Raw genomic sequence first — 18,604 nt, forward strand, 5'->3', positions numbered from 1 at the left:
GAGTGTCAGCCTCCGAGTCCGGACGACAGGTTGGTCTTGGTCAGGCGCTGGGTGAAGTAGGTGGCGAGGAAGGAGACCAGGGCGATGACCAGGACCACCGCGTTGGCCATCTGGTCGTACGCGTAGTCGACGAGGTTGATCGACAGTGTGGTCAGCAGCTCGGTGCCGGAGGTGGTGAGCATGATCACGATGCTCAGTTCCTTGAGGCCCGAGACGAACGGCAGGATCACGCCCGTGACCAGCGCGCCGCGCTGGATCGGGATGACGATCCAGCGCAGCCGGGCGAACCAGCCGGCGCCGGAGATCTGCGCGGCCTCCTCGGGTTCGCGGCCGAGCTGTGTCATGGCGCTGATCCCGGACCGCGAGGCGTACGGCAGGTGGGTCACGGCCAGCACGATCACCAGCAGGCTGATCGAGCCGTACAGGGCCGGCACCGGTCCGCGGCGCACCGCGAAGAGGGACAGGAAGGCCGCGGCGAAGGCGATCCCGGGGACCATGTACGGCAGGAAGCTGATCTGGCGCAGCAGGGTGCCGACGCGGCTGTGGCCCGCGCGCACCACGACGTACCCGATGAGGAGGCCGACGACGCCGCAGACGAGGGCGGCCAGGCCGACGATGCGGAGGCTGTTCCAGGCGGCCTCGTACAGCTGTGTGCCGCGCAGTACGCCGTGGGGGAAGCCGGGGGTGCCTTCCAGGTGGTCGGCGATCCAGTACTTGAGCGTGAAGTTGTCCGCGCGGAGGACTCCGGGCGTCTTGGTGACGGTGGTCAGCGCGAGGCTGACGACGGGGACGAGGACGGCGGCGGTGAACACCGTGAGGGCGACGCAGAATGCCGGCCGGCGCCATCGCCCGAGGGGGGCCCGGCGGTCCATCGCGCCCTTGCCGCCCACGGTGACGAACCGCTTCGCCTCACGGGCGAGCCGGGTGTCGACGACGATGGCCAGCACGCCGATGACCACGATGACGCCGGCCAGCACCGCGGTGACACCGCGCTGCTGGCTGTTGACCGCGCGGAACAGTGAGGTGGACAGCAGGTCGTAGTTGACCGGCAGGCCCAGGATGTACGGGGTGCCGAAGGTGCCGAGGATGCGGCCGAAGACCAGCAGGACCGAGGACGACAGCGAGGGGAGCATCAGGGGCAGGGTGATGCGGGCGGCGACCGTGCCCCGGCCGGCACCGAGGATGCGGGCGGAGTCCTCCAGCTGACTGTCGATGCGGCGCAGGGCGTTGCCGAACAGCAGCAGGACGAAGGGGTAGTAGTGCAGGCCCAGGCAGATGATGATCGGCAACTGGCCGTAGGCGAGCCAGTCCGGGGTGTGCACCCCCCACGCCTCGAGGATGCCGATCTGGCCGCCGGAGGAGGAGTTCTTGAACAGTGCCAGCCAGGCCAGCGCGAAGGTCCAGGAGGGCAGCATGTACGGCACGACCAGCGCGGTGGACAGCCACTTGCGGCCGGCCACGTCGGTGCGGGTCAGCAGCCAGGCCATGGAGCCGCCGAGGACCACGGCGAGCGCGGTGACGCCGAGGGCGACCACGACGGTGTGCAGCAGCGGCTTCCAGAACAACAGCTCGGAGACCGGAGACCGGAAGACCCGCCAGACGTAGTAGCTGGTGAGGGAGCCGGGGTCCTGGTGGGCTTGTCCCTCGTCGCCGATCTGCACCCGCGTGGAGTCGGACAGGACGGCGACGAGCGGGGCGACGACCAGATAGAGCAGGACGGTGATGAGGAGGATGCCGAGCGGTCCGGTCGGCGCGTGCCGTATGACGCTCAGGCGGTAGCGCAGCCGGCTCAGCCGGGATTCGGGCGGACCCTCGTGCGGAGGGGGAGGTGTGTCGGCGGGGGAACGGGTGGCGGCGGCCATGCGCGGTCTCCGTAATGTGTCCGGGTGCGGGCCGGTCCGGCCCCGGGGCCGGACCGGCGGGCGGTCAGCCGTGGTTGAGGCGCCAGAAGTCCTGCATCTGCTGCAGGTCCTCGAAGTCCTTGCGGAGCCGCGTCGGGTCGAAGACGAACAGCTGGGCGTTCCAGTCCGTCAGCCCGGAGGGCATGAACGCGCCGGGCTCCAGCTTCGGGTTGCCGGGGACGCCGCCGTTGGCCAGCTGAGTGCCGATGCCCTCCTGGGTCAGCATGAAGTGGACGAAGAGCTTGGCGGCGTTCGGGTGCTCGGTCTTCGTGGCGATGGCCGCGTACTTGGGATACTGGAAGCCCGCCCAGGGCCGCAGCCCGGTGCAGACCCGCATGTGGTACCCCTTGTCCTTCGCGTCGCGGAACTTCGCGTTGGAGACCAGGCCGATGCGCGGTTCCTTCTGGTTCGGTGCGGCGACCGCGGCGGCCGCGTCGTCGTCGGAGGAGGTGATGATGGGGGCGTTCTTGGCCAGGCCCTCGATCCAGGAGTCGGCGGCGGGTTCGCCGGCGGGCAGTTCCTTGCCGTACTCGGTCCGATACGCCTTCCGGAGCTCGTCGTCCCCCTTGACCTTCAGCTGGTTGAAGAACTCGACGATGTTCGGCTTCCCCAGCGGGTCCTGCAGGGCGACCTTGCCCTTCCAGGCCGGGTCCGTCAGATCCCACATGCTGTCGACGGGGCAGCCCTTGGGGAAGATCTCGGGGTTGTAGATCCACAGGTTGCCCTTGGACAGCACCCGCAGCGGGTTCTGTCCGGTGGCCGGGATGTCGTCGGCGAGAGGGCCGGGGACGTAGGTGTAGACGACCTGCCGCGCCAGCAACTGGCCGACCAGGGACGGGCCGTCCTCGTAGTTGGTGACGTCGATGGTGACGTTGCCGGCCTGGTTCTCCCTGGTCATCTTCTCCAGCGTCTCGCCGACCTTGCTCTTCACGCCGGTGGCCTTGATGCCGTACTTGGCGGTGAAGGCGGCGGCGGTCTTGGTGATGTCGCCGGTCGAGTCGTAGACGGTGACGCCGCCCTCCTTCCTGGCCGCGGCGACGAGCTTCGCCAGGTCGAAACCGGTGTCGACAACCGGTGTCGCGTCGGCGTGGGATCCGGGGCCGGGAGCGCCGTCGGCGCCCGGAGGGGCGCACGCGGCGGCGGTGAGCGCGCCGGCGACGATCGCGGTGGCGACGAACCGGTTGCGGCGTGGGGAGCCGAACCCGGAAGAGGGGCGTGACATGCCTGACCTCCCGCAGTGTCCCGGCGGTGACCGGGTTCGAATCGGAGTGGCGCGACGACCGGCGGAGCACGGCTCAGCGGTCGATGGCCGACAGCTTCGACCTGAATTCAGCCGTATGTCAAGACATTCTGATGAGACGAGTCGGCAACCGGGCATTCACCTCTGAGACACCTCGAGTTCATCTCCCCGTCCTCAACTGGCCATCCCTCACGGCCTCTTCCTTTGTCCATACATACTTATGTAAGGTCCTCCGCAACATCGGGTGTTCGACCCTTCTCAGGGAGGAAGCATGCGCAGCCCCACCCGCCTGGCCGTCGCGATCACCGTGCTCGTCACCGGTCTGACCGTCGGCACGGCGACCGCCGCCACCGCCCCGCCGCCGGTCTACGCGAAGGCCGAGACGCCGCCGCTGTTCGACGACGAGGCCGGCGGCAACGCCAACGCCGACGACCCAGCCATCTGGTACAACTCCGCCCGGCCGAGCGCCAGTCTGGTGGTCGGCACCGCCAAGGAGGGCGGTCTGCAGGTCTACGGCCTGGACGGCCATCTGGTCCAGAGCCTGCCCGCTCCCGCCGCCCCGGGACCCGACGCGGCCCCCGGTCGCTACAACAACGTCGACCTGCTGCCGAACGTGCGGTTCCCCGACGGCCGTCGTTCGACGGTCGCCGTGGCCACCGACCGCGGCCGCGACCGACTCCGCCTGTACCGGATCGACGGATCGAACCCGACCACACCCCTCACCGACGTCACCGACGCCTCGGCCCCGCGCGCCTTCGCGGCCACCGAGGCCGAGGTCGACGACCAGTTCACCGCCTACGGACTGGCCACCTGGCACGATCCGGACAGCGGCGCCTCGTACGCACTGGTCAGCCAGCGGAATACGTCCGACATCGCACTGTTCAAGATCACCTCCACCGCCGGCGGCACCCTGACCTATCACAAGGTGCGCACACTGCGCCTGCCCAGCGCCTTCGACACCCCCGGCGGCCGGTGGAGCCCGTGCGAGGACCCCGGCGAAGGACCGCACATCGAGGGCATCGTGGTGGATCCGGACCACGGTGTGGCCTACCTGGGACAGGAGGACGTCGGCGTGTGGAAGGTCGATGCCGACCTCGACGACGAGCCCGAACTGGTCGACAGGACAAAGCAGTTCGGAATCCCGGCCACGTACGACCCGGTGACCGAGGAGTGCGTGGCGGGTGAAGACCCCGGTTACGGCGGCAAGCACCTGACGGCCGACACGGAAGGACTGACTCTGTTCCGCGCGCCTTCCGGTGACCAGTACCTGATCGTCTCCAGCCAGGGCGACAACACCTACAGCGTCTACGACACCTCGGACGACGACGAGTGGGAGGCGTCCTTCCGCCTGGCGCCGGGCAGCACGGTCGACGGTTCCGAGGAGACCGACGGGATCGCCGCTCTGTCTGCCCCGCTCGGCAGCGCCTTCCCGGGCGGGCTCTTCGTGGCCCAGGACGGCCACAACGCGCCGGCCGACGGAGACCGGGAGAACACCAACTACAAGTTCGTCGATCTGCGTCAGATCCTGGACGCCGCCGACCTGGACTGACCCGGGCGGGTCCCGGACTCTCCGATGTCCGGGACCCGCCTCGCCGGCGGCAACCAGCCCGACCGGTCCAGAAGGGAGGGACCTCCGATGGTCACCGTCGCCCTGTACGTCACCGCCGTGGCCTTCGTCTTCATCTGCGGTGCCAACGACGGAGGAGCGCTGTTGGCGCTCGCCGTCCGTCACCGCGGCCGGTCGATCGCCTTCGTGTCGGCACTGCTCGCCGTCGCTGTCGCCCTGGGACCGAACCTTTTCGGTCTCGCCGTCGCCCGCGCCTTCACCGACCACCTGGGCGAGGGGCCACCGGAGACGGCACGGCTCGTCTTCCTCGCCGGCGCGGGCGCCGCCACCGTCCTCGTCCTGCTGCTGACGCGGGCGGGGGTGCCCACGTCGCTGACGCTGGCGACCCTCGGCGGACTGGCCGGTGCCGATGTGGCGCTGGGGGTACGACCCTCCTGGGGACTGCTGGGCGTCATTCTGCTCGTCGCGGCGGCGGCGCCGCTCGTCGGGGCGGCGGCCGGCTGGCTGATCGGCCGGGCCGCGCGCCGCATTCCCGCGGTGCGCGGCATGCCCCGGCTGGTCCACGGCCTGCAGCTGGTCGCGTTCGGCACCCAGTGCCTGGCGTACGCGGCCAACGACGGACAGAAGATGTTCGCCGTGGTCGCCGTGGCCTTCACGGGAGACGCCCTGCTGTCCCATCCCTGGCAGGTCGGCGACGCGATGATCGCCGCGGTCTTCACGGCTGGTGCGCTCGCCGGTCTGCACCGCATCGCTCACGGCGCCACGAGCCGGCTGATCGTCACCCGTCCCTGGCAGGTACTGTCCGCCGAACTCGCCTCCTCCGCCACGGTCCTGTCCTCCGCGGGACTCGGCATGCCCGTGAGCATGACCCAGTCCGTGGCCGGCGGGCTGGTGGGCACCGGTGCCAGCGAAGGAGGCCGGCGGGTGCGCTGGCAGTACGCCCTCCCCCTGCTCGCCTCCTGGCTGGTGACGTTGCCCGGCAGTTTCGTCGCCGGCACGCTGGCCGGCCTGTTCCTGGAAGGTGTCATCACGTGGTCGCCGTGAACCTGCGCCGTGTCCTGCGGGATCTGTCCGGACGTTCGTACCGCCGTACGCTCGACCTGCTCACCTCACAGCTGGACGCCACCCTCAAGGGCCTCGACCTCGCCGCCGACCTGGCCGCCGGCCGTGTCCCGCCGACGGCGGCGCGGGCCGGGATGGGTGAGGTCGAGCACGAGGGGGACAGCCGGCGGGCCGCCCTGGTGGCAGAGCTGGCCACAGCCCTGACCACACCGATCGACCGTGAGGACCTGTACCGCTTCTCCCGTTCGGTCGACGACATCCTGGACAACCTGCGGGATCTGGTGCGGGAGACCGACCTGTTCGGCATGCCCGGCGATCCCGCAGACCTGACCACGCTCGAAGCCGTACGCGAGGGCCTGATCGCGCTGCGGGACGCGGTCGCCCATCTGGTGGACGATCCGCGCCTGGTGCAGGAGGGCGCGCTGGCCGCCCGCAAGGCGGCCGGCCGGGTGCGCCGGGAGTACCAGGAGGCGCTCGCCGCTCTGTTCCGTGAGGGACTGCGGGCCGAGACGCTCCCCCGCCGCGAGCTGCTGCGACGACAGGACGTCATCGGGCTGCGGCTGAACACGGCCGCAGCCGACCTGTCCGACGCCCTGCTGAAGCGGGGCCACTGATGGCGGGGCGGGACGGCTCAGCGTGCGGCGATCGTCATCTCGAAGGAGTAGCGCGAAGCCCGGTAGACGTGGGTGCCGTACTCGATCGGCGTCCCGGACTCGTCGTAGGCCACGCGGGTCATGGTGAGCAGGGTGGCACCGCGGGGCTCCTCCAGGAGCGTGGCCTCGGCGGAGGTGGCCCGGCGGGCACCGATGGTCTGCTCGGCCGTGCTCATGTCGATGCCGGTCTGGCGCAGCAGCTGGTACAGGCCCGTCTCGGCCAACTCCTCGACGGTGAGGTGGATCCGGTCGGCCGGCAGGTGGTTGCGCATGAGCGCTATGGGGTGGCCGTCGGCGAACCGCAGCCGCTCGATCACCAGCACGTCGGCCCCTTCGTCGACCCGCAGCGCCGCGGCGACTCCGGTCTCGGCGGGTCGGCTCTCCAGCGAGAGCACCTCGGTGTGCGGATGGCGGTCATCACGCTGCAGGTCGTCGAAAAGGCTCGAGAACTCGATCTGGCGACGGATGCGGTTGGTGACGACCTGAGTGCCCACCCCGCGCTTGCGGGCGAGCAACCCCTTGTTGACCAGGTGCTGCATGGCCTGACGCAGGGTCGGGCGGGACAGCCCGAACTGCTCTGCCATCGCGACCTCGTTGCTCAGCCGGGTGCCGGGCGGCAGCACACCGCTCTCGATGAGCTGTTGCATCTGCTGGGCGAACTGGAAGTACAGGGGGACCGGGCTGCTGCGGTCAATCCTGATCAACTTCGCGACCTGCTCCACGTCACCCTCCTGGGCGCGGCCTGCGAACACACGCAGTACGCCGCGTTCTCATAAGTTGCGTACGTCTACATGTTCTCACGTCCGTATGTAATAACAATATGCCTCCTGTCTGTGGTCATCCCGCACGCCCCTCCTCTCCCCCAGGAAAGGCTCACCCCTCATGCGTATAGGACTCATCGGCACGGGCCGGATCGGCGCGTTCCACGCCGCCACCCTCGTCGGCCTCCCGGCGGTCAGCGGCATCGTCGTCCACGACACCGACCAGCGCTCCGCCCGTGCCATCGCCGACCGGACCGGCGGCGAGGTGGCCGGCGACCTCGACGGCCTGTTCGGCGCCGACCTCGACGGAGTCGTCATCGCCTCTCCCACCTCCACCCACGCGCACCTGATCCTGGCGGCCCACCGTGCCGGACTGCCCACCTTCTGCGAGAAGCCCGTCGCCGGCAGTCTCGCGGAGACCGATGCGGTGCTCGGTGCCCTCGCCGGCTCGGACGTGCCGCTGCACGTCGGCTTTCAGCGCCGGTTCGACGCCGGGTACCAGGAGCTGCGCGAAGCGGTTGCGAGCGGACGCCTGGGCTGGACCCACACCCTCCGCGCCTGCACCGCCGACCCCACCCCGCCGCCCCCCTCGTACGTGCCCGGTTCCGGCGGCATCTTCCGCGACTGCTCGGTGCACGACTACGACATCGTCCGCTGGGTCACCGGACGCGAGGTCGTCGAGGTGTACGCCACCGGGGCCAACCGCGGCGAGGACTTCTTCGCCGCCGCCGACGACGTCGACACCGGGGTCAGTGTCCTCACCCTGGACGACGGCACCCTGGCCGTCTGCACCGCCACCCGCTACAACGGCGCCGGATACGACGTACGGCTGGAAGTCTGCGGCTCGAAGGGCTCCCTGGTCGCAGGCCTGACCGAGCACACCCCGCTGACCCCGGCCCAGAGCCCCGCCCGGACCGCCGGCACTCCGTACCCCGGTTTCATGGAACGCTTCCAGGACGCCTACCGGGCGGAACTCACCGCTTTCACGGAGCTGGCCGCCGGCCTGCGCACGAGCCCCTGCACCGGTCATGACGCGCGCTCGGCCCTGGCGGTCGCGGAGGCAGCCACGCGCTCACGGCTGAGTGGACGTCCGGTGCGGGTGGAAACGGCCGTTCCGGCCGGGTCCACCGGGCCGCGCTGACGCTCGCTCGGCAAAGGAAACGGGCCGGGCACCCACTCGGCCGGCCTTCAGGGGTTCCACCGCCTGACCCCCGAGGCCGCTGTCACGCTCGTCTCCTCCGGCGGATCGCTCCAGACCCGGTCCCACAGGTGCACGTCCACGGCTCAGGCCGAGACAGGAGTACGGGACAGGGCTGTGCGCAGCGCGAAGACACCGAGCAAGCCGTCTGCGAGGACGCAGCGGCGGGCGCTCGCCGGTCTGCTCCTGCTCGCGGCCCGCCCGGGTGCGTTCAGTCCAGGTTCGGGTGGAGTTCCGGGCGGGAGTTCCACCAGGAGCGGTAGAAGGTGTTGTGGGGGACGCTGTCGAGGTACGCGTGTCCTGCCGCCCGGTACAGCAGCCGGGCGCGGTGCTCGGAGAGGGCCGCTCGGTTCCAGGCGAGGCGGATGCGGCCGGTGATCGGATCACCGGCCAGCGGGCGCAGGACGGTGCCCTCGGCGTGCGGTGAGGTCGGCTGGCTCAGGGAGACGGCCCGTCCGGCGGCGATCAGGTCCCAGCGCATCTTGCGGTCGGCGATCCGGTAGCGCAGCTTCGGGGTGAAGCCGGCCTCGCGGCAGGCCTCGGTCATGGCTTCCGGGCCGCCGTCGTCGTCCTCGACGATGGTCAGCCAGGTCTCCTCCGCAAGGTCGGCGAGGTGGATCTGGTCCCGTCCGGCCAGCGGGTGGGCGGCCGACAGGCGCACGCAGGCCGGTTCCTTGGGAATGAGGGTGCGGGACGCCACACCGTCGGGGAGCGGCACCTCGTGGTCGGCGACCTCTCCGTAGAGGATCGCGTCGTACTGTCCGGCGCCGAGCATGCGGGTGAGGGTGGCCGCCGAGTGCTCGATGCCGACCTCGACCTCGTGGCCGGGCAGTTCCCGCTCCAGGCGTCCGAACAGCCGGTCGGTCAGGACGAGCATGACGGAGCCCAGCCGCAGGGTCGGGTGCGGTGCGGCGTCCCGGGCGCCGGCCGCGAGGGCGTCCATCTCGCCCAGGACCCGACGTGCCCTGGAGAGCACGAACTCGCCCAGCGGCGTCGGTTCCACACCGTGCCGGCTGCGGGCGAACAGCTCTCCGCCCGTGACGCGCTCGATCCGCCGGAGCTGGGCGGACAGGCCCGGCTGGGACACCCCGAGCAGGGCCGCCGCACGCCCCAGACTCCCCGCTTCCGCTATCCGGCAGACGGCTTCGAGATGTCTCAATTCCAACTGCACCTCAGCAGCATATGCAGACAGCGGGGACGGCTGAAGGCGTTGATCACCGATCGGACACCTCTCCGATCGGCGGAAACCCGACAACGCCGCCGGACGTTCTGGTGGGTGACGAAGCAGGTGGCGGGGCACGTAGGGGGCTGGGGAAGGCTTCGTGGATGTCGTCCCGTCGTTCCCGGCTGATCGCGCTGGGCACCGAGGCCGCGATGGCCGGCCACCGGGTCAAGTACATCCTGGCGACCAAGCTGGTCGACGAGCTCGGCTCCAGGGAACTCGACCGTCACGGCGCCGGACTCTTCTTCCGGGTCCTCACCGAACGGGAGGAGGAGAACAGCGTCGCCATCGCCTCCGCCAAGTCCTTCGGCGGCTGGGCCAAGACCTTCACCGGCCCCCGGCTCTGTGCGGCCATCGTCGACCGCCTCACCTCCAACGGCACCCTCATCGAGACCGGCACCGACTCCTACCGCCTCGCCACCACCCGGGCCCAAGCGGAGCGGGCAGCCGGCTGAAAGGCTGAGGAGCTGCGTCTTGAGGCGTTCACGGGGTTCCAGCTTCGATCTCCCGCAGCAGTTCCCCGTCATCGTCATAGAGTTCAAGACTGAACCGCAGACCGAACCGGGTCAGCAGCGCAGCCAGCTCCTCGAACCGTTGAGGGTCGACAACTCCGTTCAGGAGCGTGTCCCCGTCAGCCGGGTCGACCTCGATGCGGCACCAGCTGGTCTCGACCTCATACGACTCCCACGACGAGCCTGATTCGGAACTCCAGCCAGCCCCGATGAACCGCTCGGCCACCAACGATGCACTCGGGGCTCCTGCCAGGCCACCACACACATTGTTGCTGATCTCAAGCCAGACGGGGTCGAGCGGCTGTCCCTCATCGGATATGTCCACAACCGGATTATGAAGCAGACCCCGTAACCCGCGACCGCACACGCCATCGACATCAAAACTCATCGATGTTGATCACTGCACACCGGGCCGCATGCCTCCCGAACTCCTCGACGGAGGACTCCTCGAGAAGGTTCTGGCACACATTCCATGAGGGCAACGGTCAGGAGAGCGAGGGATCAGTGTCGTCCCATTTCCACCCGGTTTGAGGGAACTGATCCAGCAGCGCGGAGAGGGATGCTGCCTGGTGGATGGCCGATGACCAGTCTTCCGCGGAGACGTCCAGTGTCGCCAGAGGCGGGATGTCCTGGCGGAAGTCGTAGGCAAGCAGCTCGCGACTTCCGTCTCCGCCGATGATGACGGCACCGGGGAAGCGCTTCTGGAATTCACCGGCTTCGTTGATGCCGATGAGCTCATCCAACGCATCGATCACCAGGAAGTCGCCAGCGGGAGGAACGAACTGGCTCAGACTGCCTGTAGTCCCCAGGAAGTCCCGGTAGTCCTGGGGAAACCGGACTCCGAAGCGGTGCTCGACCTGCACGATCTGGTCATCGTTCGAACCCATGAAGCAGTTCTATCAAGGACAGAGCGGGGGACGGTGGGCGCCTTGTGCTGCGGCGAGGAGGACACGTTTGCGAAGCAAGGGGGCTTGGCTCGTCCGAACAGGCGCTGTCCTGGAAGAGCTGCCGCGTCGAGCGCCGTCACACCGGACCGGCTCAGGTGAAGCGGCACAAAGGCGAAGCAGTCGACGCGGAGCCGGGCAGGGGACGGGCCCTCGCCTCCTGCGCGGCAGGGGAGGTCTCGTCGGCCCGGCGACGAGAAGCGGGCGGACGGCTCGAGGTGCAGGTGTACGCGTGAGGCCCGGATCCACAGGATCCGGGCCTCACGTCACTTCAGTAGCGGGGACAGGATTTGAACCTGCGACCTCTGGGTTATGAGCCCAGCGAGCTACCGAGCTGCTCCACCCCGCGTCGGAAGACCCAACTGTACGCCATCCACGGCACTGCCCACGACCAAGCCATTCGGCTTGGTCGACCGCACCTGGTCGATCGCCTCGGAACGAGGTTCGGAGTCGTCGCGAGCAGATGATGCCGCACGCGGGTCGAAGCAGGCCGAGAGCGACGTCCGCCGGGTGACGCCGTACCTGTTTCCGCCGGTCGGGGTGGCGGCGAGAGGGGCGCCGTGCCGGTCGACGATCAGGTGGTGCTTGCTGCCCGGCCGGCCACGGTCCACCGGCGAAGGTCCGGTGTGAGGCCCCTTTTCAAGGCCCTGACGTGCGAGCCGTCGATCGTGGCATCGTCCATGTCCAGCAGACCCGCCTTGCGCAGCCCGGTCAGGAGCACTTCATACAGGCGGGGCGGCAGCAGCGGAGCGATGCGTTCCCACAGCTCATCAGGCACGAGATCATCCGACGCCCGCAGTACCCGCCGCGACCGGACCCGGTCGCCGAACCCTCACGCCGCACTCGTTCCGGAACGATCGGTCGACGGAAAACCGCGGAAGTCCACCAGCCCGCCCGCATGCCCCGCACGGAGCACCGGCCCGACACGGAGAGGTCCGGGAGTGCTGGCGGTGGCCTGTCGAGCTGTGCGGAACGAGGCCGCACTACGTCAACACCGTTGACCCGGTTGGGCATGGCCCGCCTAGGATCCGCCACAACGCCGACCCGGTCCCGCCAGCCCTACGGAGTGCCATGACCACCCCAGAGACGCAGCCCGCCGTCCGGCCGGGCTTCGCCCCCTCCCTCGACTTCGCCTTCGAGGTCCGTGCCTTCCTCGCCCCCTCCCTGCACATCGGGCACGGCGCCGGCGAAACCACCGAATACGTCCCCATCACCGGCGGCACTGTCGACGGCCCCCGCCTGCGCGGCACCGTTCTGCCCGGCGGTGACTGGTGCGACAGACGCCGCGGCGTCTACCAGCTCGACGCCCGATACCTCCTCCGAGCCGACGACGGCGCGATCATCGACATCACCAACCGCGGCTACTACCACGAAGACGACCCCACCGCTCCCGCCCAGTACGACGGCGCCCTGCAGGTGTCCGAGACGGGCGTGTACTACCGCACCTCTCCCGTCTTCCGCACCGACGCCCCCGCCCACCTCTGGCTCGCCCGCACCGTCTTCGTCGGTCTCGCCCGTGGCGACGACTCCGAAGTCGCCATTCGCTTCTATTCAGTGGCCTGACCGCCGACGCGACAAGCCGCACAGGAAAGCCTCCCGGACGCGCCCGGTCGGAGACAGTCGCCGATCGTGCCGGCCGGGCTGGACTCCTGGATGTCGTTCCAGGGACCTTCCCCCGCGGGTGCGGAAAGCAGGAATCGCGTGCCCGGCGGCGGTGGTTCGGGGTGCCGCTGTGTGACGGTGCCTCGCGTCGTCTCACAGAGCCTGGGGGAAGTCGAACATCCTGTCCGGGTCGTAGCGCCTCTTCAGCTCGGCCAGCCGGGGAGCGGCCGAGCCGTAGTAGGCGGAGCGCCAGTCGCTCAGGTTGGCGTCCGTGTAGTTCTGGTACGCCGCGCCCGAGGCGTACCGGCGCATCGCGGTGTGCGTGCTGTCCAGCCAGGCCGTCGCCGGTCCGGCGGTGTGACCGGCGGGCCAGGATGCGGTGTACTGCGCCAGGAAGCGTGAGGTGCGGTGTACGAAGGCGGTCGCCCGTGGGGAAACGCGGTTGACGGCGCCGCCCAGGGCGGTGAGCGCGATGGAGACGGCGCCGCTGTTGCCGCTGCGCCCGTGGCGTTCGATCTGGTCGAGCAGTGACCGTATGCCGGCGGTGCTCAGTGAGCGGTTGAAGAAGTCCGAGCGTGCCGCGTACGTCTCCCGCTGGAGCACGCCGGTGGGCTGCCGCCCCGGGGTTCTGCCGGGCAGGTGGCACCGGGGGGTGGGCTTCGTCGCGCAGCCGGCGTACATCCGCATGGTGTCGAGGTAGCCGCGGCGGCGCATGGTGATGCGGGAGGCGGCGCCGGGGCCGCCGGCGCGGTCCGCCAGGCGGTCGACGGCGTTCTGCAAGGCGCCGTACGTGCCCAGTGAGAAGCAGCTGACGGAGACGGTGGGGGTCCGGCCGGCGACGGCGGACAGGTGCAGTGCCGACCATATCTCGTCGGGCTGGACGGGGCCCCACTCCTGCCAGGAGCGGAGTGCGGCGGCGGCCTTGGACCAGGGCCAGGTCATGTGCGCGGTGACGCCGTCGGCGGCCTCGTGGGTGCGGAACCGGAGTTCGGTGACGACGCCGAAGTTTCCGTTTCCCGCGCCGCGCAGTGCCCAGAACAGGTCGCTCTCCCGGTCCTTGGACACCTCGAGGGTCCTGCCGTCGGCGGTGACGATGCGGGCGCCGGTGAGGTTGTCGGAGGTGAGCCCGTAGGACCGCGAGACCACGCCGTGGCCGCCCCCGAGCGTCAGGCCGGAGATGCCGACCGTGGGACAGGATCCGCCGGGGATGGTGACGCCTCGTGCGCCGAGCTGCGTGTAGACGTCGATGAGCTTGGCGCCGGCCCCGATGACGGCGCTGCCGGAGCCGCTGCGCACGGAATTCAGCGCGGAGACGTCGATGACCAGGCGTCCGTTGCCGCTGGACCAACCGGCGTAGGAGTGACCGCCGTTGCGGATGGCGACGGGGACGCCGTGGCGGCGTGCGAAGGCCAGGCACTCGACGATGTCCGCGGTGGTGGACACGTAGGCGACGGCGGCGGGGCGCAGACCGTCGAAGCGCGTGTTGTACAGCTGGCGGGCGGTGGCGTAGTCGGCATCGCCCGGACGTATCAGACCACCCTGCAGGCCCCTGTCGAGCGCGGACCAGTCAGCGGTGCGCGGCGCGGTCCCGCGTCCGCCGGCTGCGGGGCCCGGCGGCCGCTGCCCGCTGGGGGCAGGGGCGGAACCGCTGCCGGGCGCGGCCCTCACCTGGCCGCTGCCCCAGCCCATCGTCCAGGCGACGGCCGCCGTGTAGCCGGTACCCGCTGCGAGCAGTGTGCGCCGGTTCACGGCGGCCTCCGTTCACGATGCTCTGCTGTCGCTCAACCAGAGTGCGAACGGGGGGTCAGTGGTTCCGTGTGGCGGGCGTTCGCGCTCCGGGAGTTCACCCGCGGCCCGATCGTGCCGTGGCGTGGACCGGTCCGGTGCCGGCGGCAGTGAGGAAACCCGGTCGAGGCGGACGAGCCGGGGCGCGGGAAGCAGATCCGTTCGTCGTGACGGACGGGTGACGGCCGGGACCGTCCCCACGCGGGCGGGGAGCAGCCGGTCGGGGTGGTCTCCGGACCGTCGATGACGGGTCCGACCTCGCGAGCGGCCGGCGCCGGGGCCGCAACCCCAGGGGCGTGTTGCGCTGTCAGCGGCGTGGGGGGAGGAAGGTGGAGAAGCAAGTCATGCCGGTTGTGGGTGTTTAGGAAGGGCTGGGGCGAGTAGGCGGGGGTCAAGACCAATCCGGTTGCTTCACGAGGAGGTCCCGATGTCGGGCACGGAGAAGAGCAAGGCCAACGCCGAGCAGGCCAAGGGCAAGGTCAAGGAGACGGTCGGCCGCGCCGTCGGCAACGAGCGCATGACCGCCGAAGGCCGCGCCGACCAGTCCAAGGGCCACGCGCGCCGGGCCAAGGAAGACGTCAAGGACACCTTCCGGCACTGAGCCGCTCCACACCCCGTAGGGCCCCGACCACTCCCCCGGTCGGGGCCCTACGGGGTGTGGAGCGCGTCGGCAGCTGGGCGTGAGGTCCCGCGTCGCGGTGAACCGGAGCGACACCACTGTCCAGAGGGACCTGCCCGAGGGGTTCGGCCTCTGAAGGCCGCCCGCCGGCGCCGCAATGTCATCGAGCGCTGCTTCCACCGCCTCGGGCAACGGCGCGGCATCGCCACCCGCTACGACAGGCACCCCGATCACCGCCTCGCCGCCCTCCCCCTCGTCGGCACTCTCGTCCGGCTCGACCGATGATCGGCGAGGCCCGGCCCCGCATCTCCCCGTGGCGACTTTCGTGGACCTGACACCCGCCGCCTGCGCGGCGGGCATCCGGCGGAGCGGGATCAAGGCGCGGGGAGGGCGGCGGGGGGTCTGCCTGTTCCCCGTCCCGGCCTCGTGCGCGCTGACGCACCAGTGGCTGCGGGAGCCGGTCCGGCGGCCGGGGTCGCGGGGGATCGTCGCCGTGCAGGTGGGGCTGCCGGACGGGGAGCCGGCGTCCGTGGTCCGCTGCACCCCGTCCGGTGTCCGCCCGGCGATCGCACCCGTCCGGCTCACCGTGATGGCGGGGTGACCGGGGCCGGGTGAGGGTGGGATGCGGCATTCGCGTCGACCGGGCCCCCTACCGCTCAGAAGGAGCACCTACCATGTCCGAACGTCACACGCTGATTCGCAGTCTGCACGATGTGGGCCTGGCCGCTTGGTTCGGCGGCTCGCTGATGGGCGCGGTCGGCCTCAACGGTGCCGCCAGGGGTGAGGGCGGTACGAAGGCGGCCACGGACCGGATCGCCTCTTCCGGCTGGGCGAAGTGGACGCCGGTCAATGCCGCTGCCATCGGTGTGCACCTGTTCGGCAGTGGGGGGCTCCTGGCCGTGAACGCCCACCGCGTCGCCACCCAGCAGGGCGTCGCCGCCTCCACCGCGGCCAAGACCGTCGTCACCGCGGCGGCCCTGGCAGCCACCGCCTACGCCCGCGTCCTGGGAAAGAAGGTCGAGCTGGCCTCTTCCTCCGACCCGGAGGACGCCGAGAAGGCGAGCAAGCACCCCCTCGACCTCGACAAGGCACGCCGGCAGCTGGCCTGTGCGCAGTGGGTGGTACCGGCGCTCACGGGGTGTCTGGTGGTGCTCAACGCCCTGCACGGCGAGCAACAGCGGCCCGGCGAGCAGGCTTCGGGCATGTGGCAGCGCGCCGCGGCCCTCTCCCCGCACCTGCCGGCCGGCATCAGCTGCCACCTGCCGCACTGACTTCGGTCGGCGTCCGGCCCCTCGCCCTCGTACCGGCCGGACCGCGAGTGGTCACGCCCCGAGCGCCTGACCGGATCAAACGAGCCGTTCCGTCTTCAGCCGCTCCGCCTTCGCCGACCGGCCGGGGGCTCGTGGTCAGCCGCAACGAGGGGGACCGCCGGTCGTCCCGACGGACGTCGGCGGCGCAGCGGCCGTCTCTGGTCCGGCCCGGAGTGCGTCGAAGGCGCGGACGCCTCGGCGCCCGGGGGACGCCGCGGCCCCGTGGAGGCACGGCCTGTTCGAGGACGCTCCCGGCCCCGCGTTCCGCCGGGCCCGGCGCGGGGGTCCGGGTGGCGCAACGGCGCTGTTTCCGCAGCGGGTTCAGTACCGTACGGAGGAGTCGTTCCCTACCGTGCGGAGCGCCGGAAGGGGACTCGTGATGGCCGGACTGAGGCTGGGACCGCTCCTGCGGCACGTCGACTGGGAGTCGGGCACGAGCGCGACGGTGTGGGTCGAGACCGACCGGGCGTGCACGGCGGAGGTCCGGTGCCCGGGGGGCGCGGGGGGTTCGGCTCCGACGTTCCGCGTCGCCGACCACCACTACGCGCTGGTGATCGTGACCGGACTCGCCCCCGGGTCCGCCACGGCGTACGAGGTGCTGCTGGACGGCGAGCAGGTGTGGCCCCTCGCTGACTCGTCCCGGCCGCCCAGCACCATCCGCACGCCGCCGGTCCCCTCCTCGGGCGCGGTGGTCGCCTTCGGCTCGTGCCGGTGGGCGGCGCCTGCCGTGGGCGAGTCCGACCCGGTGGGCCCCGACGTCCTCGACACCCTTTCCGCCCGACTGGCCGCCGACCCGGAGGCCGAGCGTCCCGACGTCCTCCTCCTCCTCGGCGACCAGGTGTACGCGGACGAGACGTCCGCCGACACCCGCGCCTGGATCGCCCGGCACCGGCGGGCCGCCGGCACCGGCTCCGCCGCCCCGCCGGACCAGGTCGCCGACTACGAGGAGTACACCCACCTCTACGACGAGTCCTGGGGCGACCCCGAACTGCGCTGGCTGCTGTCGACCGTGCCCAGCTGCATGATCTTCGACGACCACGACGTCATCGACGACTGGAACACCAGCGCCGCCTGGGTGGCCGACATGCGGGCGACGCCCTGGTGGCACGAGCGGATCACCGGCGGTCTGATGTCGTACTGGGTCTACCAGCACCTCGGGAACCTCTCCCCCGCCGAACTCGCCGAGGACGAGCTGTACGCGGCGGTACTGGCGGCCGACGACGCCACGGAAGTGCTGCGCGCGTTCGCCGAACGCGCCGACGCCGACCCGGCGTCGGTGCGCTGGAGCTACCGCAGGGACTTCGGTCGCACCCGGGTGCTGATGGTCGACACCCGGGCCGCGCGGGTGCTGGAGGAGCAGCACAGGACGATGCTGGACGCTCAGGAAGCGGCCTGGCTGCGGACACAGGCGTTCGACGAGCTCGGCGGCGTCGACCACCTGTTGGTCGGGACCTCGCTCCCGTGGCTGCTGCCTCCGATGGTCCACTTCGCGGAGGGCTGGCACGCGGCGCTCTGCCGGGGCGAACGCGGCCCGCGCTGGGCGCGCTTCGGCGAGTGGCTGCGTCGGCGGGCGGACCTGGAGCACTGGGCGGCGTTCACCTCGTCGTTCGAAAGACTGACGGAGACGGTCGCCGGGGTGGGGAGGGCCGACGCCGCCCCGGCGACCGTGTGCGTGCTTTCCGGGGACGTCCACCACGCGTATGTGGCCGAGCCCGTCTGGACCACCGGGCGGCCGCCGCGCTCCCGCGTCTTCCAGTTCACCTGCTCGCCGCTGCACAACTCGGTGCCCGTGGTCATGCGGGCCGGGTTCCGTTTCGGCTGGAGCCGGTTCGCCAAGGGGATCGGGCACCTCCTCGCCCGTCACGGACGGGTCGCGCGACCGGCGGTCCGGTGGGAGCGCACCGGCGGGCCTTGGTTCGGCAACCAGTTGATGACGCTGACGCTGCGTGGACGTACAGCACGGCTGCGACTGGAGAGGGCCTCGGCGGGCGCGGAGCAGGAGCGCCGTGGGACGGACCGCGCGGGAGCACTGCTCATCGGGGTCCTCGACCGGGACCTGACGAAGGGAAGCTGACGTCTCGCCGGGCGGCGCGCCTCCCCGTCCCGCACTTCACGCCCTGGCCGCCCGGATCCGTACGCCGACGGTCCTCGGCCGTCACCAGGGGGCCACCGCCCGGCCCGCCCCGATCGTCACCGGGCCCGCCACCGTATGCGCGGTGCGGTGGGGC

Annotated in this window: 16 protein-coding genes, 1 tRNA gene and 2 pseudogenes; 10 read left to right on the top strand and 9 right to left on the bottom strand. The window is 70.8% G+C overall.

Going from position 1 to position 18,604, the window contains the following annotated elements:
- Nucleotides 1-5 precede the first annotated feature (5 nt).
- Both IE180_RS06865 and IE180_RS06870 read right to left on the bottom strand, forming a co-directional pair.
- On the bottom strand, nt 6-1,862 hold the full coding sequence (locus IE180_RS06865) for an ABC transporter permease (protein ID WP_190155875.1): 1,857 nt from the start codon (nt 1,860-1,862) through the stop codon (nt 6-8).
- A 64-nt stretch (nt 1,863-1,926) separates the two neighbouring features.
- Nucleotides 1,927-3,123 (bottom strand): ABC transporter substrate-binding protein, encoded by a 1,197-nt coding sequence (locus tag IE180_RS06870; RefSeq protein WP_190155876.1) that lies wholly within the window; start codon nt 3,121-3,123, stop codon nt 1,927-1,929.
- A gap of 289 nt (nt 3,124-3,412) precedes the next feature.
- On the opposite strand from IE180_RS06870, the gene IE180_RS06875 reads away from it, so the two are divergent.
- The 3 genes from IE180_RS06875 to IE180_RS06885 all read left to right on the top strand — a co-directional run bounded on the left by IE180_RS06875 (nt 3,413) and on the right by IE180_RS06885 (nt 6,384).
- On the top strand, nt 3,413-4,690 hold the full coding sequence (locus IE180_RS06875) for a phytase (protein ID WP_190155877.1): 1,278 nt from the start codon (nt 3,413-3,415) through the stop codon (nt 4,688-4,690).
- Between the two features lie 87 nt (nt 4,691-4,777).
- Complete coding sequence (locus tag IE180_RS06880) at nt 4,778-5,752, top strand: inorganic phosphate transporter (RefSeq protein WP_190155878.1); 975 nt, start codon at nt 4,778-4,780, stop codon at nt 5,750-5,752.
- Nucleotides 5,740-6,384, top strand: a complete 645-nt coding sequence (locus tag IE180_RS06885) for a DUF47 domain-containing protein (RefSeq protein ID WP_190155879.1) — start codon at nt 5,740-5,742, stop codon at nt 6,382-6,384. The genes IE180_RS06880 and IE180_RS06885 overlap by 13 nt, the downstream gene beginning before the upstream one ends.
- Before the next feature lie 17 nt (nt 6,385-6,401).
- Here IE180_RS06885 and IE180_RS06890 read toward each other — a convergent pair whose 3' ends face one another.
- The gene (locus IE180_RS06890; RefSeq protein ID WP_190155880.1) at nt 6,402-7,145 is read right to left on the bottom strand and encodes a GntR family transcriptional regulator; all 744 of its coding nucleotides are present in this window, start codon (nt 7,143-7,145) and stop codon (nt 6,402-6,404) included.
- Nucleotides 7,146-7,305: 160 nt separating this feature from the next.
- Here IE180_RS06890 and IE180_RS06895 point away from each other — a divergent pair, with 160 nt between their 5' ends.
- Nucleotides 7,306-8,325: a Gfo/Idh/MocA family protein gene (locus IE180_RS06895; RefSeq protein ID WP_190155881.1), complete on the top strand. Its 1,020-nt coding sequence runs from the start codon at nt 7,306-7,308 to the stop codon at nt 8,323-8,325.
- 268 nt (nt 8,326-8,593) lie between these two features.
- Here IE180_RS06895 and IE180_RS06900 read toward each other — a convergent pair whose 3' ends face one another.
- The gene (locus IE180_RS06900; RefSeq protein ID WP_308434375.1) at nt 8,594-9,541 is read right to left on the bottom strand and encodes a LysR family transcriptional regulator; all 948 of its coding nucleotides are present in this window, start codon (nt 9,539-9,541) and stop codon (nt 8,594-8,596) included.
- Nucleotides 9,542-9,729: 188 nt separating this feature from the next.
- On the opposite strand from IE180_RS06900, the pseudogene IE180_RS06905 reads away from it, so the two are divergent.
- Nucleotides 9,730-10,059, top strand: a pseudogene (locus IE180_RS06905) (ATP-binding protein); the annotation flags it as partial.
- A 28-nt stretch (nt 10,060-10,087) separates the two neighbouring features.
- On the opposite strand, the gene IE180_RS06910 reads toward IE180_RS06905, so the two are convergent.
- The 4 genes and pseudogenes from IE180_RS06910 to IE180_RS36200 form a co-directional block, all read right to left on the bottom strand.
- Nucleotides 10,088-10,441, bottom strand: a complete 354-nt coding sequence (locus tag IE180_RS06910) for a hypothetical protein (RefSeq protein ID WP_190155883.1) — start codon at nt 10,439-10,441, stop codon at nt 10,088-10,090.
- A 160-nt stretch (nt 10,442-10,601) separates the two neighbouring features.
- The gene (locus IE180_RS06915) at nt 10,602-11,003 is read right to left on the bottom strand and encodes an SMI1/KNR4 family protein (RefSeq protein WP_190155884.1); all 402 of its coding nucleotides are present in this window, start codon (nt 11,001-11,003) and stop codon (nt 10,602-10,604) included.
- 332 nt (nt 11,004-11,335) lie between these two features.
- A tRNA-Met gene (locus tag IE180_RS06920) sits at nt 11,336-11,409 on the bottom strand.
- Between the two features lie 159 nt (nt 11,410-11,568).
- Nucleotides 11,569-11,796: pseudogene (locus IE180_RS36200) on the bottom strand (IS5/IS1182 family transposase); the annotation flags it as partial.
- A 335-nt stretch (nt 11,797-12,131) separates the two neighbouring features.
- Here IE180_RS36200 and IE180_RS06930 point away from each other — a divergent pair.
- The gene (locus IE180_RS06930) at nt 12,132-12,623 is read left to right on the top strand and encodes a DUF3237 domain-containing protein (protein ID WP_190155885.1); all 492 of its coding nucleotides are present in this window, start codon (nt 12,132-12,134) and stop codon (nt 12,621-12,623) included.
- A 192-nt stretch (nt 12,624-12,815) separates the two neighbouring features.
- On the opposite strand, the gene IE180_RS06935 is transcribed toward IE180_RS06930, so the two are convergent.
- The gene (locus IE180_RS06935; RefSeq protein WP_229860345.1) at nt 12,816-14,411 is read right to left on the bottom strand and encodes an FAD-binding oxidoreductase; all 1,596 of its coding nucleotides are present in this window, start codon (nt 14,409-14,411) and stop codon (nt 12,816-12,818) included.
- A gap of 463 nt (nt 14,412-14,874) precedes the next feature.
- Between IE180_RS06935 and IE180_RS06940 the strand changes: the two genes are divergently transcribed.
- The 4 genes from IE180_RS06940 (at nt 14,875) to IE180_RS06960 (ending at nt 18,450) form a co-directional block, all read left to right on the top strand.
- Nucleotides 14,875-15,048, top strand: a complete 174-nt coding sequence (locus IE180_RS06940; protein ID WP_190155886.1) for a CsbD family protein — start codon at nt 14,875-14,877, stop codon at nt 15,046-15,048.
- Between the two features lie 331 nt (nt 15,049-15,379).
- A complete protein-coding gene (locus tag IE180_RS06950; protein ID WP_190155888.1) occupies nt 15,380-15,667 on the top strand; it encodes a hypothetical protein in 288 nt (95 codons plus the stop codon).
- A 73-nt stretch (nt 15,668-15,740) separates the two neighbouring features.
- On the top strand, nt 15,741-16,337 hold the full coding sequence (locus tag IE180_RS06955) for a hypothetical protein (protein ID WP_190155889.1): 597 nt from the start codon (nt 15,741-15,743) through the stop codon (nt 16,335-16,337).
- Between the two features lie 418 nt (nt 16,338-16,755).
- Entirely contained in the window at nt 16,756-18,450 is a 1,695-nt protein-coding gene (locus IE180_RS06960) for an alkaline phosphatase D family protein (protein ID WP_190155890.1), read from the top strand.
- Nucleotides 18,451-18,604 lie beyond the last annotated feature (154 nt).

This window comes from Streptomyces litmocidini (assembly GCF_014649755.1).
Classification (GTDB): domain Bacteria; phylum Actinomycetota; class Actinomycetes; order Streptomycetales; family Streptomycetaceae; genus Streptomyces; species Streptomyces litmocidini.